We start from the raw sequence: 13,928 nt of genomic DNA, 5'->3' as shown, positions 1-13,928 counted from the left end.
TGCCGACGCGCCGCCGAACCACCTCTTGGCGGCCCGTGATTACAGAAAGTAGCAAGCCGAGGCACAGCGTGACCATGACGCTGCGTGAACTAACCCCCATTGGGTGATCCTGGGGCTTTCCTTTCAACCGCGCGCGCGGGCCGTGCCGTTCGCGCTGCAGGCGCACACCATTCGCGCCTGCGCACCCTCTTCACCACCGAGTGCGCTCACCCGTTCAGGGGATGCCATGCCGCCGCGCCCCACACCCGGAGCTCAAGCGTCGAGATCCGAGCGCTCTTAACAAGGAAGGGCTGGATGGGACTGTTCTCCCACCCACCCACCCCTGGCCGCGAGACGCCGCTCACGGAGCGCCGCTCACGGAGCGCCGCTCGCGAAGCGCCGCTCGCGAAGCGCCGCTCGCGAAGCGCCGCTCACGGACACGCACGGGAAGCCGTTCACGGGGATCCGTACGCGGACGGACCCCACAGGAAGCCGCCCACGAGGGTGCCCCTGCCCCGGCCGACGGCCCGAACACCCCGCCCTGGAGCGGCAATCACCCCAGCTCGGACCGCCACCGCGTCACCCTCGCGCGCCCGATTAATCCCCCAGGGTTGACAATTGGTGACCGGCTTGCCACGCAGGGTGTCGGCGATCTAGCGTTCGCCTCATCCAGACCACAAAAGAGTCGACCCCTGCCGGTGCGCAAACACCTGACAGGGGTCTGACCAACAAGATCGAATCGAGCGATCCCTATGGCTGCCGCCCAGCTTAGTGCTGCCCCTTGCCCCCCGCACGCCCCCATGCCCCGTACCGCTCACCCGATGTCCAACCCCGGGTACGGCAAGCGTTCCGCCCCGAACCAGAAGCCGCCTTCCGCAAGCGATTTCGCACATCTGGAGCCCCGCGAAGCCGCCATCGCCACCTACATCGACCAGCTGCCGGACGGCTCCGACATCTCGGTGAAGACCCTCGCCAAAGTCCTCCCCTACGGACAGTGCGCGATGGGCACCGCGCTCAGGAGGCTCCAGGCCGCCGGGCACTTGCACCGCGACGAGATCGTCGTCGCCAACGAGACCTCGCTGCTCTGGGTGACCCGTACGCACTTCTCCCGTACCGCCCGCGACGCCGACTGGTGGAACACGTTCCTCCGGGGCGACGTGCCGGCGGAGCCCCAACGGTCGACGCGCTCACGGGCGTTCATCCTGCTGGCCGCCCTCGGCGAGATCAACCAGTCGCTGGCGCTGCCGGAGGCCGCCTGCGTGCTGCTGGAACCGCAGGTCACCGAGTGGTTCGAGCGCGGCGCCGACGAGGCCTACCTGCTCCACGCGCTCACCAGCGGACTGCCGTTCCCCGTCCACCACCCGCCCTCCTTCGTCCGGCGCCGACTGATCGACAAGCTGCCGCCCGTCCGGATCGCAGCGCCGCCGCCCCCGCCCGCGCCGTCCGCCCGGCGCACCTCCGAATGCCGTGAATGCAAGGCCCCCGGCCCCGAGGGCGCCCTGCTCGACGGTCTCTGCCGACCCTGCCGGGGCGACCTCGCACCCATCGAGGGCCCACCGGGAACGGTCCCCCACGACGACGTGCGCAGCCGCATGTCCCAGGTCCGCGCGGCCTTGATCCCCCGCCAGGACCGCCCCCGGGGCCGCGCCGGTGTGACCGTCCGACGGCGAGGTACCCAGAACCGCGCCACCCCGCCGACCGGGACGAGCTGAGGTCCCACCAGCCACTGAAGGGCCACCCGGCGGGCAACGTCAGCGCTCCACAAGCGCGTTGAGCCGGGCGGCCTGGCGCGTCAGGTGGTCGCGCTCGGCGAGGTCGGCGGCCCCGTGAGCCGCCTCGGCGTACAGCCGTGCCGCCTTCGTGAGGTCGCCGTCGCGCTCGTGGAGGTACGCCGCCACGGCGGTGTGGCGGGGCAGCGAGTCGTCCAGCGCCGCGAGTGCCGCCAATCCCGCGCGCGGGCCGTCGGCCTCACCGACGGCGACCGCACGGTTCAGCCGGACGACCGGGCTGTCCGTCAGGCGCGCCAACTCGTCGTACCACTCGACGATCTGCGGCCAGTCGGTCTCCGCGGCGGTGGGCGCGTCGGCATGCAGGGCCGCGACGGCGGCCTGGGCCTGGTACTCGCCCAACCGGTCCCGGGCCAGGGCCGCCTGGAGAATCCCGACGCCCTCGGCGATCGACACGGTGTCCCACCGGTCCCGGTCCTGCTCGGCGAGCGGCACCAGACTGCCGTCCGAGGCGGTGCGCGCGGCTCGCCGGGCGTGGTGGAGCAGCATCAGCGCGAGCAGCCCGGACACCTCCGGATGGTCGATGCGGGCGGCGAGCTGCCGGGTCAGCCGGATGGCCTCGGCGGCGAGGTCGACATCGCCGGAGTAGCCCTCGTTGAAGACCAGGTAGAGGACGCGCAGCACGGTGCCGACGTCGCCGGGCCGGTCGAACCGCACGCCGGAGACGGTGCGCTTCGCCCGGCTGATGCGCTGCGCCATGGTCGCTTCCGGCACCAGATAGGCGCGGGCGATCTGCCGGGTGGTGAGCCCCCCGACGGCGCGCAGGGTCAGCGCGACCGCCGAGGCCGGGGTCAGCGAGGGGTGGGCGCAGAGGAAGTAGAGCTGGAGCGTGTCGTCCACCCCGGGCGCCGGCCCCGGTACGGGCTCCTCCTCCACCCGGACCTCGCGGTGGCGGCGGGCGGTCTCCGCCCGGGTCGCGTCGAGGAACCTGCGCCAAGCAGCCGTGACCAGCCAGCCCTTCGCGTCCCGCGGAGGGGCGTCCGGCCACACGCGTACCGCCTGGAGCAGCGCTTCCTGCACCGCGTCCTCGGCCGCCGCGAAATCGGCTCCGCGGCGGACGAGGACGGCGAGCACGCCCGGCGTGAGGCTCCTGAGCAGAGCCTCGTCCAACGCCGTGCCGGACGCCCCGCCGGCCGTCCCGGACGCGCCGCCGGTAGCCCAGGACGCGCCGCCGGTCGCCCCGGTCGCCCCGGTCGCCCCGGACACGCCACCGGTCGTCCCGGACGCGCCGCCGGTCCCCCCGCCGGACGCCCCGCTCGCCGCCTCGTCCACCGCCTCGCCCATCGGTGAGGTCACTCCGTGATGGTGGGGTGGTGCGAGCCCATGAAGGGGCGCAGCTCCAGCCACTCGTGGATCGGCGCGCCGCCCGCGCCGGGGGCGGCCGACAGCTCCCCGGCCAGCTCGACGGCGCGCTCGTAACTGTCGACGTCAATCACCATCCACCCCGCGATGAGGTCCTTGGTCTCGGCGAACGGGCCGTCGGTGACCGGCGGGCGGCCCTCACCGTCATACCTGACCCACGTTCCCTCGGGGGCGAGCGCCTGGCCGTCGATGTACTCGCCGGTCTTCTCCAGCCGGGCCGCGAAGTCGTTCATGTACTGGATGTGGGCCGAGATCTCCTCCGGGGTCCACTTGTCCATCGGCACGTCGTTGGCCGGTGCCGGGGCGCCGCGGTAGTGCTTGAGCATCAGGTACTTGGCCATGGTGTCTCTCCTCGCTGCGGCGACCGTGTTCGCTCGCGGCCGCGTTCGTCGCTTTCACTACGGGGACGGAGCCGGCCCCGGGTTCTCGACATCACCGGGCAGAGTTTCTTCCTCAAGTCCGACCGGAGCCTGGCCCGGGCCTCTCCCACGGCCCTTCCCAGCGTGGTGCCCGGCTCTTCCCGTGTCCAACGAACTCCACCGACAGCGGGTACGACGCTCCGGCCGTCCCGATCAGACGGATCAGGCGACTCAGGCGGATCAGGCGGAGCCGACCGGATCACCCGCACGACCACGGGCACAGGCACGGGCACCCACCGCGTAGTCGCGCAGCTCCAGCGCCGCGTTGATGCTCCGCCCCTCCTCGCCGGAGGCGAACGTCGGCTCGGCCAGGGCCTTGTTGCGCGCTTCGAGAGCCTCGGCCGTACGCGGCGCGAGGACGGCGAGTCCGCTGTGCGCGAGGGCCTGGTTGGCCTCCACGAACTCCCGCAGCCCGCTCTCGTACGCGGCGAACGCGGCCGTGTGGTCCTCCCGCACGGCGAGCTCACCGGCGAGGACGTACGCACCGATCAGCGCGATGCTCGATCCCTGCCCGGAGAAGAACGACGGGGCGTACGCGGCGTCGCCGACGAGCGCGACCCGGCCCGTGGACCAGGACGGCAGGTGGATCTGCCCGGCCACGTCGAAGAAGAGGTCGTCCGCCTCGCGCATCGCGGCGACCATGCGCGGAACCTCCCAGCCCTCGTCGGCGAAGACGGCGGCGACGAGCTCGCGCTGGGCGGCAGGGTCGCGGAACGCCGCCGCCGGTACGGTCCTCGGCGCCAGGTCGGAGGCGAACACCAGGAAGCCGTGCAGGTCCTCGGACTCCTCCACGGCGTACAGGACCGCACCCTTGCCCGGGGTGTTGCGGATGACGCCCTCGTGGCTGAGGCCGAAGTCGTTGGGCAGGGTGAAGCCGGCGAAGCTCTGGCCGAGGGAGCGGTGGTACCGCTCCTCGGGCCCCATCACCAGTCCCCGGGTGTGCGAGTGGATGCCGTCCGCCCCCACGACCAGGTCGAACGTGCGCCGGGCTCCGCCGCGGAACACCACGTCCACGCCCCCCTCGGGCCCGTCGCCCCGGTCGTCCAGCGTCGCGATCGAGTCGCCGAAGAGGAACTCGACGTCCTCGCGGACGAGGCCGTACAGGAGGTCGGCCAGATCGCCCCGGCGCACCTCCACGTCCCGGCCGTCCACCCCGCCGGTCATCGTCTCCGGCCGGAGCGCGGCCCGTACCGAACCGTCCGGGTCCAGGAACGACACCTGCCGGCTGTCCACGTGCGCGTCCCACAGCCGGGGCAGCAGTCCCATCCGCTCCACGACCTGGAGGGCGGTGCCCCGGATGTCGATGGGGTAGCCGCCGCCGCGTACCGCGTCCGCCTTCTCGACCACCGTGACCGCGAAGCCGTACCGATGGAGCCAGTACGCCAGCGCGGGGCCCGCGATGCTGGCGCCGGAGATCAGGACGCTGCGCGTGCGGGGCGCGGTGGTGCCCGTACCGGCGGCCGTACCGCGACCGGATTCCGTACCGTAGGTGCTGGTCATGAGGTGTCCCCTCTCGACAGGCACGCAGACTCTCACCATCTACGTAACTTAGGTATCCTTTTGGCGGGCGCGAGAAGCCCGTGAAGCGATGCCGCGGACCCAACCATATACCTAACTTAGGTATTTAAAGGAGTGGCATGAGCGCCCAGGAGCCGCACGCGGCAGACCGCGACGACCCCGAAGGCGGTTCCGACGCGGCGTTCGACCTCGTGGCCGAGATGCTCCCGCGCATGGCTCAGCTCAGCAACACGCTCAACAAGGGGCGGCTGCCCGAGCACGCCATGGAGACCGCCGGACTCGCCCTGGAACGGCCGTCGATGTCCGTCCTGGTCACCCTGCACATGGCCGGGACCCCGCTGCGCATCGGCGAGATCGCGGCGCGCATGCAGGTGGTCGGGCCGCACGTCACGCGGCAGGTCAACGGGCTGGAGAAGCGCGGCCTGGTCCGCCGTGTCACCGACCCCGACGACCAGCGCGCCCGGCTCATCGAGCCGACGCCGGAAGGCGCGGCGGGCGCCGAACGCTACATGCGGACCATCCTCGGCTGGTTCGGCGGAGCGCTCGCCGACTGGCCCGACCGGGACCGGCGGGAGCTGGGGCGGCTGCTGGGGCGCCTCGTGGACGACTTCACCCGCCACCTGTCGGCGCTGGACGCGGAGTAGGCACCCGCCGGGAGCCCCGCGGGACTGGAGTCGCCGCGGGGCAGCCCCTGCCGGCGGGACACCATCGAGGCCCACCGCCCGGCCCGACCTCGCCGAGGGCGCCCGGAGAAACACTTCGGCCCCCAGGACGAATCCTGGGGGCCGAAGCCACAGCTGGACGCTGCGGGGGTGGAACCACCGATCCCTGAAGGGGATCAGAAGTCCATGTCACCGCCCGGCATGCCACCCGGGGCGGCCGCGCCGGCCTTCTCGGGCTTGTCGGCGATGACGGCCTCGGTGGTGAGGAAGAGCGCGGCGATGGAGGCGGCGTTCTGCAGAGCGGAGCGCGTGACCTTCGCCGGGTCGAGAATGCCCTCGGCGATCATGTCGACGTACTCGCCGGTCGCGGCGTTGAGGCCGTGACCGATCGGCAGGTTGCGGACCTTCTCCACGACGACGCCACCCTCGAGACCACCGTTGACGGCGATCTGCTTGAGCGGGGCCTCGAGCGCGAGCTTGACGGCGTTGGCGCCGGTGGCCTCGTCGCCCGTCAGGTCGAGCTTCTCGAAGACGGCGGACGCCTGGAGCAGAGCCACGCCACCACCGGCGACGATGCCCTCCTCGACGGCGGCCTTGGCGTTGCGCACCGCGTCCTCGATGCGGTGCTTGCGCTCCTTGAGCTCGACCTCGGTGGCGGCACCGGCCTTGATGACGGCCACGCCGCCGGCCAGCTTCGCCAGACGCTCCTGGAGCTTCTCGCGGTCGTAGTCCGAGTCGGAGTTCTCGATCTCGGCACGGATCTGGTTGACGCGACCCTGGACCTGGTCGCTCTCACCGGCGCCGTCGACGATCGTCGTCTCGTCCTTGGTGATGACGACCTTGCGCGCGGAGCCCAGCAGGTCGAGACCCGCGTTCTCCAGCTTGAGGCCGACCTCCTCGGAGATGACGGTGCCACCGGTGAGGATGGCGATGTCACCGAGCATGGCCTTGCGGCGGTCACCGAAGCCCGGGGCCTTGACGGCGACGGACTTGAAGGTGCCACGGATCTTGTTGACGACCAGGGTCGACAGGGCCTCGCCCTCGACGTCCTCGGCGATGATCAGCAGCGGCTTGCCCGACTGCATGACCTTCTCCAGCAGCGGAAGGAGGTCCTTCACGTTGGAGATCTTCGAGTTGACGATGAGGATGTACGGGTCGTCGAAGGACGTCTCCATACGCTCCATGTCGGTCGCGAAGTACGCCGAGATGTAGCCCTTGTCGAAGCGCATACCCTCGGTGAGTTCCAGCTCCAGACCGAAGGTCTGGGACTCCTCGACGGTGATGACGCCTTCCTTGCCGACCTTGTCCATCGCCTCGGCGATCTTGGCGCCGATCTCGGTGTCGGCGGCGGAGATGGAGGCGGTCGAAGCGATCTGCTCCTTGGTCTCCACGTCCTTGGCCTGCTCCAGCAGAGCGGCGGAGACGGCCTCGACGGCCTTCTCGATGCCCCGCTTGAGGGCCATCGGGTTGGCACCGGCGGCGACGTTGCGCAGACCCTCGCGGACGAGCGCCTGGGCGAGAACGGTGGCGGTGGTCGTACCGTCGCCGGCGACGTCGTCCGTCTTCTTGGCGACCTCCTTGACCAGCTCCGCACCGATCTTCTCGTACGGGTCCTCGAGCTCGATCTCCTTGGCGATGGAAACACCATCGTTGGTGATCGTGGGCGCGCCCCACTTCTTCTCGAGGACGACGTTACGGCCCTTGGGGCCGAGGGTGACCTTGACGGCGTCGGCGAGCTGGTTCATCCCGCGCTCGAGACCGCGCCGTGCCTCCTCGTCGAACGCGATGATCTTGGCCATGTGAAGTGGTCCTCCCGGACAGGGGTGGATTGCTCCGGACCGAGAGGCGCCCGCGACGGACGGCCTGCGTGCCCGGCGGTTCCTTGCCCCGCCGCGCCTGCGGGCCTCACCGGCCCGGTCCAAGTTTCTGTCACTCTCACCTGGAGAGTGCTAACGCCAATGATTAGCACTCGACCCCTGCGAGTGCAAGCGTCCTCCTCGTCCTGGGGACAAGCTCCGGACAAACCGCGGCACTCCGCAGGCGGCCTCCGGACCGCTCCCGGGCCCCAAGAGGCCCTTCCTGGCCCGCGAAACGCGAACGCACGCAGGGCCCGTCCCCCTGACGGGGACGGGCCCTGCGTGCGTGAGAAGTGTCGTTGCCGACCGCGTCCGATCTCAGCCCACGGCGAGCTTGACCATGTCCGCCTGCGGCCCCTTCTGGCCCTGCGAGATCTCGAATTCAACTCGCTGACCCTCTTCGAGGGTGCGGTACCCGTCCATCTGGATCGCGCTGTAGTGGACGAAAACATCCGCACCACCGTCGACCGCGATGAAGCCGTACCCCTTCTCCGCGTTGAACCACTTGACGGTGCCCTGAGCCATGCCTAACTCCCCTATTTCTGGCCCCTGCACAGGACCGCACTTCGCGGGCCCGGGTCAGAACTCACCCTCCGACAGGAGAGGGTGCGTGCGCCGGAACGCGTCGACCGCGGCCGAATGTATCTGCCCAACTGCCCTCTGCAACAGGTCAATCGGACGAGAATTCTGGTCGCGGCGGAACGCCCGAACATGAGGATTTGTTGAGAATTTTGGGCAAGTCGGGCCAGACAAAGGCCACTTATGGCACAGAGGGCTTCCGGACTTTGGCTGCATCTTGTCGCGCGTCGGCGCGATCTCGCACCCGCCCGATACGGGCGGCGGAGGGGGCTTCCCCAACTGTACCGCGCTCAACCCTACGGAATTGCCCCCTCCGCGTCGTACGCGAAGGGGGCAACGGTTCGCTGCGGAAGGGCTGTCGGGGACCCCGCCGCCCGGCGGGGTCCTGGACCGGCCGTCGGGTCAGCAGCCGCCGGCGACGGCGGGGATGATCGAGACACCGGCGCCGTCCGGCGTGGCCGCCTGGAGGCCGCCCTCGAAGCGGACGTCGTCGTCGTTGACGTACACGTTGACGAAGCGGCGCAGCTTGCCCTGGTCGTCCAGGACGCGCGCGGCGATGCCCGGGTGGTCCTTCTCCAGGGACTCGATGACCTCGGAGAGGACGGTGCCCTCGGCCGAGACCTCGGCCTGGCCGCCGGTGTACGTGCGCAGGATGGTGGGGATGCGGACCTTGACGCTCATGGGGATTGCCTTCCTCGGTTCTCGGGTGGTCAGTGGGCTGCGAGGCCCGCGTCGCGGAACGCGTCCAGGCTCGGGCGGATGGTCGCCGTCAGGCCGGTCGTCGGGGAGACGGCGTCCAGGGTCTTCAGGCCGTCGCCGGTGTTCAGGACGACGGTGGTCAGGGAGGGGTCGAGCAGGCCGGCCTCGATCAGCTTCCGCGTCACGCCGACGGTCACGCCGCCGGCGGTCTCCGCGAAGATGCCCTCGGTGCGGGCGAGCAGCTTGATCGCGTCGACGACCTGCTCGTCGTCGACGTCCTCCACCGCACCGCCGGTGCGGCGGGCGATGTCCAGGACGTACGGGCCGTCGGCCGGGTTGCCGATCGCGAGCGACTTGGCGATCGTGTTCGGCTTCTGCGGGCGGACCACGTCGTGGCCGGCCTTGAAGGCGGTGGAGACCGGGGAGCAGCCCTCGGCCTGGGCACCGAAGATCTTGTACGGCTTGTCCTCGACGAGACCGAGCTTGATCAGCTCCTGGAGCCCCTTGTCGATCTTGGTGAGCTGCGAGCCGGACGCGATCGGGATGACCAGCTGGTCCGGGAGCTGCCAGCCGAGCTGCTCGCAGATCTCGTACGCGAGCGTCTTCGAGCCCTCGCCGTAGTACGGACGGAGGTTGACGTTGACGAAGCCCCAGCCCTCACCCAGCGGGTCGCCGATGAGCTCGGAGCAGAAGCGGTTCACGTCGTCGTAGTTGCCGTCGATGCCGACGAGTTCGCCGCCGTACACCGCGGCCATGACGACCTTGCCCTCCTCCAGGTCGTGCGGGATGAACACGCAGGAGCGGAAGCCGGCCCGCGCGGCGGCGGCACCGACCGCGCCGGCGAGGTTGCCGGTGGAGGAGCAGGAGAGGGTGGTGAAACCGAAGGCGCGGGCGGCCTCGACGGCGATCGCGACGACGCGGTCCTTGAAGGAGTGCGTCGGGTTGCCGGAGTCGTCCTTGACGTACAGGGCGCCGGTGACGCCCAGCTCACGGGCGAGGTTGTCGGCCTTGACCAGCTTGGTGAAACCGGGGTTGATGTTGGGCTTGTCGGCGACATCGGCGGGCACCGGCAGCAGCGGCGCGTAGCGCCAGATGTTGTTCGGGCCGGCCTCGATGCGCTTCTTCAGCTCTTCGGGGGAGCCGCTCGGCAGGTCGTACGCCACTTCGAGCGGCCCGAAACAGGACGCGCAGGCGAAAATGGGACCGAGTTCGAAGCGTTCGCCGCACTCGCGGCAGGAAAGCGCGGTGGCGGGACCGAGGTCCACGGAAGTGCCGGAACTCGCTGAAACGGTCTGAACAGCCATGATGGCGGAGGCCCTTTCTCCTCATCTTCCTTGCGACGCATTTCGCCGCAAGACGGAATTGGCACCTTCCCCACCGTGGCCTCGCGGCCGGCGGGAGGGTTGCCGGGACTTCAACGGGCCGTTCCCTCAGTCCCTCTGGATGAGCGCTATGGCACTGGACCGTGCGATCCAGGCGTTTGTCCGCCCTCCGACCCCGAGATGCGAAGGCAGTGAGCGTTGTTCAAGACTGTAACCGAAGCACCCGACGGTTGAGGTAGTCGTCCGAACCGCGAGATGGATCACATACAGGGAGTATCGCCCGTGCTGGAAGAGGTCGACAGCTGGCTGAACCGCCGTTCCTGGGCAGCCTCCGACCGCCCGCTGGACCGCCTCCTGGCCGCCAGGAACCGGAACCCGCGGGGCTCCTCCGTGAGCGTCGTGCTGCCGGCGCTGAACGAGGAGGCGACGGTCGGTGCCATCGTGCGGACCATCCGGCGCGAGCTGATGGAGAAGGTCCCGCTCGTCGACGAACTCGTGGTGATCGACTCCGGCTCCACCGACGCCACCTCCGCCGTCGCCCGCGCCGCCGGAGCCCGGGTGGTGCACCGCGACGAGATACTCCCCCGGATACCCGCCGTCCCCGGCAAGGGCGAGGTGCTCTGGCGGTCGCTCTTCGTGACCAGCGGCGAGATCGTCTGCTTCGTCGACGCCGACCTCAAGGACTTCTCCGCCGATTTCGTCTCCGGCATCATCGGCCCGCTGCTCACCGACCCGGGCATCCAGTTCGTCAAGGCGATGTACGACCGGCCGCTGGAGACGGCGGAGGGCCACGACCCCGCCGGTCCCCCCGCACAGGGCGGCCGCGTCACCGAACTGGTCGCCCGCCCACTGCTCAATCTGCACTGGCCGAAACTGGCCGGCTTCGTCCAGCCACTGGGCGGCGAGTACGCGGTCCGCCGCCGACTCCTGGAACAGCTCGCGTTCCCCGTCGGGTACGGCGTGGAGCTGGGACTCCTGGTGGACGCGCTGCACACCGTGGGGCTCGACGCCCTGGCCCAGGTGGACGTCGGGGTCCGCCGCCACCGCCACCAGGACGGGCAGGCGCTGGGACGGATGGCCGCCGCGATCTACCGGACCGCGCAGCTGCGGCTCTCCCGAGGACACCTGGTGCGCCCGGTGCTCACCCAGTTCGAACGCGACGAGAACGGTTTCCGGCCACGCACCTACGCGGTGGACACCGAGGAACGGCCGCCGGTCCGGGAGATCCCCGAGTACACGGCGAGACGCGCCGCCTGACCCGGCCCCGGCTCCGGGCCGTGTTCGGTGGCGGGACGCGCCGCCCGGCCCTGCCCGGCCTCGAACACGTTTGGGGGGTTACGTATCGGGCTAGGTTCCGCTACATGGTCTCCGAGCACGCCGCCCAGGTTCTCGTCGCGTCCAACCGCGGCCCCGTTTCGTACACGCTGAACGAAGACGGTTCCCTCGACGCACGCCGCGGCGGAGGCGGGCTGGTCTCCGGGCTGAGCGCCGTCGACGACAAGGTGTGGGTCTGCGCCGCACTCGGCGACGGCGACCGCGAGGCGGTCCGGCGCGGGGTCGGCGAAGAGGGCGTCCGGATGCTCGACATCGACGCCTCCGTGCACGCCGACGCGTACAACGGCATCGCCAACTCCGTGCTCTGGTTCGTCCACCACCTGCTCTACCAGACCCCCGTCGAGCCGGTCTTCGACGACGAGTTCCGGCGCCAGTGGGCCGCGTACGAGACGTACAACCGGGCCTTCGCCGAGGCGCTGGCCGAGGAGGCGGGCGAGGGCGCCGCCGTGCTGGTGCAGGACTACCACCTCGCACTGGTCCCCGGGATGCTCCGCGAACTCCGCGCCGACCTGCGCATCGGCCACTTCTCGCACACCCCGTGGGCGCCGGTGGACTACTTCCGGCTGCTCCCCGACGACATCGGCGAGCAGTTGCTGCGCGGCATCCTCGGCGCCGACCGGGCTGCCTTCCTCACCCGCCGCTGGGCGGACGCGTTCATCGGCTGCTGCACCGAGATCCTCGGCGGCACCAGCGGCACCCGCATCGGCGTGCACGGGCTCGGCGCGGACGGCGACTTCCTGATCGCCCGCTCGCACGAGCCGGACGTGGACGAGCGGATGGCCGCGCTGCGCGAGCAGATCGGCGGCGACGGCAGCCGGAAGACGATCGTCCGGGTCGACCGGACCGAGCTGTCCAAGAACATCGTGCGCGGGCTGCACGCCTACCGCACCCTCCTCGACAACCACCCCGAGTGGCGCGAACGCGTCGTCCACGTCGCCTTCGCCTACCCGTCCCGCCAGGACCTGGCGGTCTACCGCGAGTACACGACGGCCGTCCAGGAGCTGGCCGACGAGATCAACAAGACGTACGGCACCGATACCTGGACCCCGGTCGTCCTGCACGTGAAGGACGACTTCGCCCGCTCGCTGGCCGCCTACCGGCTCGCCGACGTGGCGCTGGTCAACCCCATCCGGGACGGCATGAACCTCGTCGCCAAGGAGGTCCCCGTCGTCTCGGACCACGGGGTCGCCCTGGTGCTCTCCCGCGAGGCCGGGGCGTACGAGGAGCTGGGCGCCGACGCGCTGGTGGTGAACCCGTACGACGTGAGCGCCACGGCAGAAGCCCTGCACGAGGCGCTGACCATGGACGACGCGGAGCGCGCCGAGCGGTCGGCGCGCCTCGCGGAGGCCGCGACCGCGCTGCCGCCGCAGGCGTGGTTCCTCCAGCAGCTGGAGGCGCTGCGGGAGGGGTGAGACCCCCACTGGCCCGGGGCGGCCGCCGGTCTCAGACGTTCTCGGCCACGGCCGCCAGCAGCGCCGCGACCTGGGCCGGGCCCGGCACGATCAGGTCGGCGCGGGAGGCCAGCTCGGGCACCTCGGTGCCGCCGCTGCACACCAGCAGGCCCGGCACCCGGTCCGGTCCGCCCGAACGCAGCTTCTCCACGGCCGCGAAGGCCGCGATGTCGCCGAGGTCGTCGCCCGCGTAGAGCAGCGACCCGGCCCCCACCTCGGCCGCGTACTCGGTGAGCGCGACGCCCTTGTCGACCCCGGGCGGGCGCAGCTCCAGGACCTGGCGGCCCGGCTCGACGATCAGCCCGTGGCGCGCGGCGAGCCGGCCGAGGGGCTCGCTCAGCAGCTCGAAGGCGGCCTGCGGGTCGGTGGCGCGGCGGGTGTGGACGGCGACGGCCTGCCCCTTCTCCTCCACCCAGGCGCCCTTCAGCACCTCGGGCCCGTCGAGCAGGGCGGGCAGCTCCGCGCGGACGGCGGCGAGACCGGGGTGCGGCGGCGGGGCGGCCACCTCGCCGGAGACGGCGTCCCAGCGCTCGGCGCCGTAATGGCCGAGCACCACCAGGTGCTCCAGGCCGGGGACCCCCGCGAACCCGCCGTGCGCGACCGCGACGGCGGCGGGGCGGCCGGTGATCACGACCACGGACGCGATCTTCGGCGCGAGCGCGGCGAGCGCCGGCAGCACGTCGGCGTGGGCCCGGGCCTGCTCGGGGTCGGGCACGATGTCGGCGAGGGTGCCGTCGAAGTCGAGCGCCACCACCGCCCGGCCCGGACGGGCCAGCAGCGCGGCGAGTCCTTCGCGGCCCGCGTCGGTGGTCGGAGTCGGCACGTGGTCCAGGTGGCTGCCCATGGTCCGACCCTAGCGGGGGACGGTCGGGCCTGCCGAGACCGCACCCCCCGCATCCCCGCACGCCCGGACGGGGTCCGGCCCCCGCCCCGTAGGCTCGGACGGAGGGTGCGTGGGA

12 protein-coding genes and 1 riboswitch are annotated in these 13,928 nt (G+C 71.2%); of the genes, 4 read left to right on the top strand and 8 right to left on the bottom strand.

Going from position 1 to position 13,928, the window contains the following annotated elements; all coding sequences use genetic code 11:
* The first annotated feature begins 800 nt into the window (after positions 1 to 800).
* Positions 801 to 1,691 carry a hypothetical protein gene (locus tag ACWCSV_RS00455; RefSeq protein WP_451137665.1) on the top strand — a complete coding sequence of 297 codons (891 nt, stop codon included), beginning with the start codon at positions 801 to 803 and terminating at the stop codon, positions 1,689 to 1,691.
* Positions 1,692 to 1,730: 39 nt separating this feature from the next.
* Here the strand turns inward: ACWCSV_RS00455 and ACWCSV_RS00450 are convergent, their stop codons facing one another.
* The 3 genes from ACWCSV_RS00450 to ACWCSV_RS00440 all read right to left on the bottom strand — a co-directional run bounded on the left by ACWCSV_RS00450 (position 1,731) and on the right by ACWCSV_RS00440 (position 5,047).
* The gene (locus tag ACWCSV_RS00450; protein ID WP_451137957.1) at positions 1,731 to 2,876 is read right to left on the bottom strand and encodes an RNA polymerase sigma factor; all 1,146 of its coding nucleotides are present in this window, start codon (positions 2,874 to 2,876) and stop codon (positions 1,731 to 1,733) included.
* 182 nt (positions 2,877 to 3,058) lie between these two features.
* Positions 3,059 to 3,469 (bottom strand): YciI family protein, encoded by a 411-nt coding sequence (locus tag ACWCSV_RS00445; protein ID WP_451137664.1) that lies wholly within the window; start codon positions 3,467 to 3,469, stop codon positions 3,059 to 3,061.
* A 258-nt stretch (positions 3,470 to 3,727) separates the two neighbouring features.
* Positions 3,728 to 5,047, bottom strand: a complete 1,320-nt coding sequence (locus ACWCSV_RS00440; protein WP_451137663.1) for an FAD-dependent monooxygenase — start codon at positions 5,045 to 5,047, stop codon at positions 3,728 to 3,730.
* A 137-nt stretch (positions 5,048 to 5,184) separates the two neighbouring features.
* Here ACWCSV_RS00440 and ACWCSV_RS00435 point away from each other — a divergent pair, with 137 nt between their 5' ends.
* Positions 5,185 to 5,709: a MarR family winged helix-turn-helix transcriptional regulator gene (locus ACWCSV_RS00435; protein WP_451137662.1), complete on the top strand. Its 525-nt coding sequence runs from the start codon at positions 5,185 to 5,187 to the stop codon at positions 5,707 to 5,709.
* 194 nt (positions 5,710 to 5,903) lie between these two features.
* Here the strand turns inward: ACWCSV_RS00435 and groL are convergent, their stop codons facing one another.
* From groL to thrC, 4 genes are all read right to left on the bottom strand, one after another.
* Complete coding sequence (gene groL, locus ACWCSV_RS00430) at positions 5,904 to 7,526, bottom strand: chaperonin GroEL (RefSeq protein WP_327176463.1); 1,623 nt, start codon at positions 7,524 to 7,526, stop codon at positions 5,904 to 5,906.
* A 375-nt stretch (positions 7,527 to 7,901) separates the two neighbouring features.
* Positions 7,902 to 8,108, bottom strand: coding sequence for a cold-shock protein (locus ACWCSV_RS00425; RefSeq protein ID WP_003967346.1), 207 nt, complete (start codon positions 8,106 to 8,108; stop codon positions 7,902 to 7,904).
* Positions 8,109 to 8,564: 456 nt separating this feature from the next.
* The gene (locus ACWCSV_RS00420; protein ID WP_266705881.1) at positions 8,565 to 8,843 is read right to left on the bottom strand and encodes a MoaD/ThiS family protein; all 279 of its coding nucleotides are present in this window, start codon (positions 8,841 to 8,843) and stop codon (positions 8,565 to 8,567) included.
* 29 nt (positions 8,844 to 8,872) lie between these two features.
* Entirely contained in the window at positions 8,873 to 10,165 is a 1,293-nt protein-coding gene (gene thrC / locus ACWCSV_RS00415) for a threonine synthase (RefSeq protein ID WP_451137661.1), read from the bottom strand.
* A gap of 18 nt (positions 10,166 to 10,183) precedes the next feature.
* A riboswitch (SAM riboswitch) is annotated at positions 10,184 to 10,311 on the bottom strand.
* A gap of 154 nt (positions 10,312 to 10,465) precedes the next feature.
* Between thrC and ACWCSV_RS00410 the strand changes: the two genes are divergently transcribed.
* Both ACWCSV_RS00410 and ACWCSV_RS00405 read left to right on the top strand, forming a co-directional pair.
* Positions 10,466 to 11,440 (top strand): glucosyl-3-phosphoglycerate synthase, encoded by a 975-nt coding sequence (locus ACWCSV_RS00410; protein ID WP_451137660.1) that lies wholly within the window; start codon positions 10,466 to 10,468, stop codon positions 11,438 to 11,440.
* Positions 11,441 to 11,544: 104 nt separating this feature from the next.
* A complete protein-coding gene (locus ACWCSV_RS00405) occupies positions 11,545 to 12,930 on the top strand; it encodes an alpha,alpha-trehalose-phosphate synthase (UDP-forming) (protein ID WP_451137659.1) in 1,386 nt (461 codons plus the stop codon).
* A gap of 31 nt (positions 12,931 to 12,961) precedes the next feature.
* Here the strand turns inward: ACWCSV_RS00405 and otsB are convergent, their stop codons facing one another.
* The gene (gene otsB / locus ACWCSV_RS00400; RefSeq protein WP_451137658.1) at positions 12,962 to 13,813 is read right to left on the bottom strand and encodes a trehalose-phosphatase; all 852 of its coding nucleotides are present in this window, start codon (positions 13,811 to 13,813) and stop codon (positions 12,962 to 12,964) included.
* Positions 13,814 to 13,928: the final 115 nt, after the last annotated feature.

This window comes from Streptomyces sp. NPDC001770, from assembly GCF_053596135.1.
This window is presented reverse-complemented; position numbering and strand designations above follow the sequence as displayed.

Coding starts and splice junctions, on each gene's coding strand:
- ACWCSV_RS00455 (WP_451137665.1), top strand. CDS start 801: ATGTCCAACCCCGGGTACGGCAAGCGTTCCGCCCCGAACCAGAAGCCG.
- ACWCSV_RS00445 (WP_451137664.1), bottom strand. CDS start 3,469: ATGGCCAAGTACCTGATGCTCAAGCACTACCGCGGCGCCCCGGCACCG.
- ACWCSV_RS00440 (WP_451137663.1), bottom strand. CDS start 5,047: ATGACCAGCACCTACGGTACGGAATCCGGTCGCGGTACGGCCGCCGGT.
- ACWCSV_RS00435 (WP_451137662.1), top strand. CDS start 5,185: ATGAGCGCCCAGGAGCCGCACGCGGCAGACCGCGACGACCCCGAAGGC.
- groL (WP_327176463.1), bottom strand. CDS start 7,526: ATGGCCAAGATCATCGCGTTCGACGAGGAGGCACGGCGCGGTCTCGAG.
- ACWCSV_RS00425 (WP_003967346.1), bottom strand. CDS start 8,108: ATGGCTCAGGGCACCGTCAAGTGGTTCAACGCGGAGAAGGGGTACGGC.
- ACWCSV_RS00420 (WP_266705881.1), bottom strand. CDS start 8,843: ATGAGCGTCAAGGTCCGCATCCCCACCATCCTGCGCACGTACACCGGC.
- thrC (WP_451137661.1), bottom strand. CDS start 10,165: ATGGCTGTTCAGACCGTTTCAGCGAGTTCCGGCACTTCCGTGGACCTC.
- ACWCSV_RS00405 (WP_451137659.1), top strand. CDS start 11,545: ATGGTCTCCGAGCACGCCGCCCAGGTTCTCGTCGCGTCCAACCGCGGC.
- otsB (WP_451137658.1), bottom strand. CDS start 13,813: ATGGGCAGCCACCTGGACCACGTGCCGACTCCGACCACCGACGCGGGC.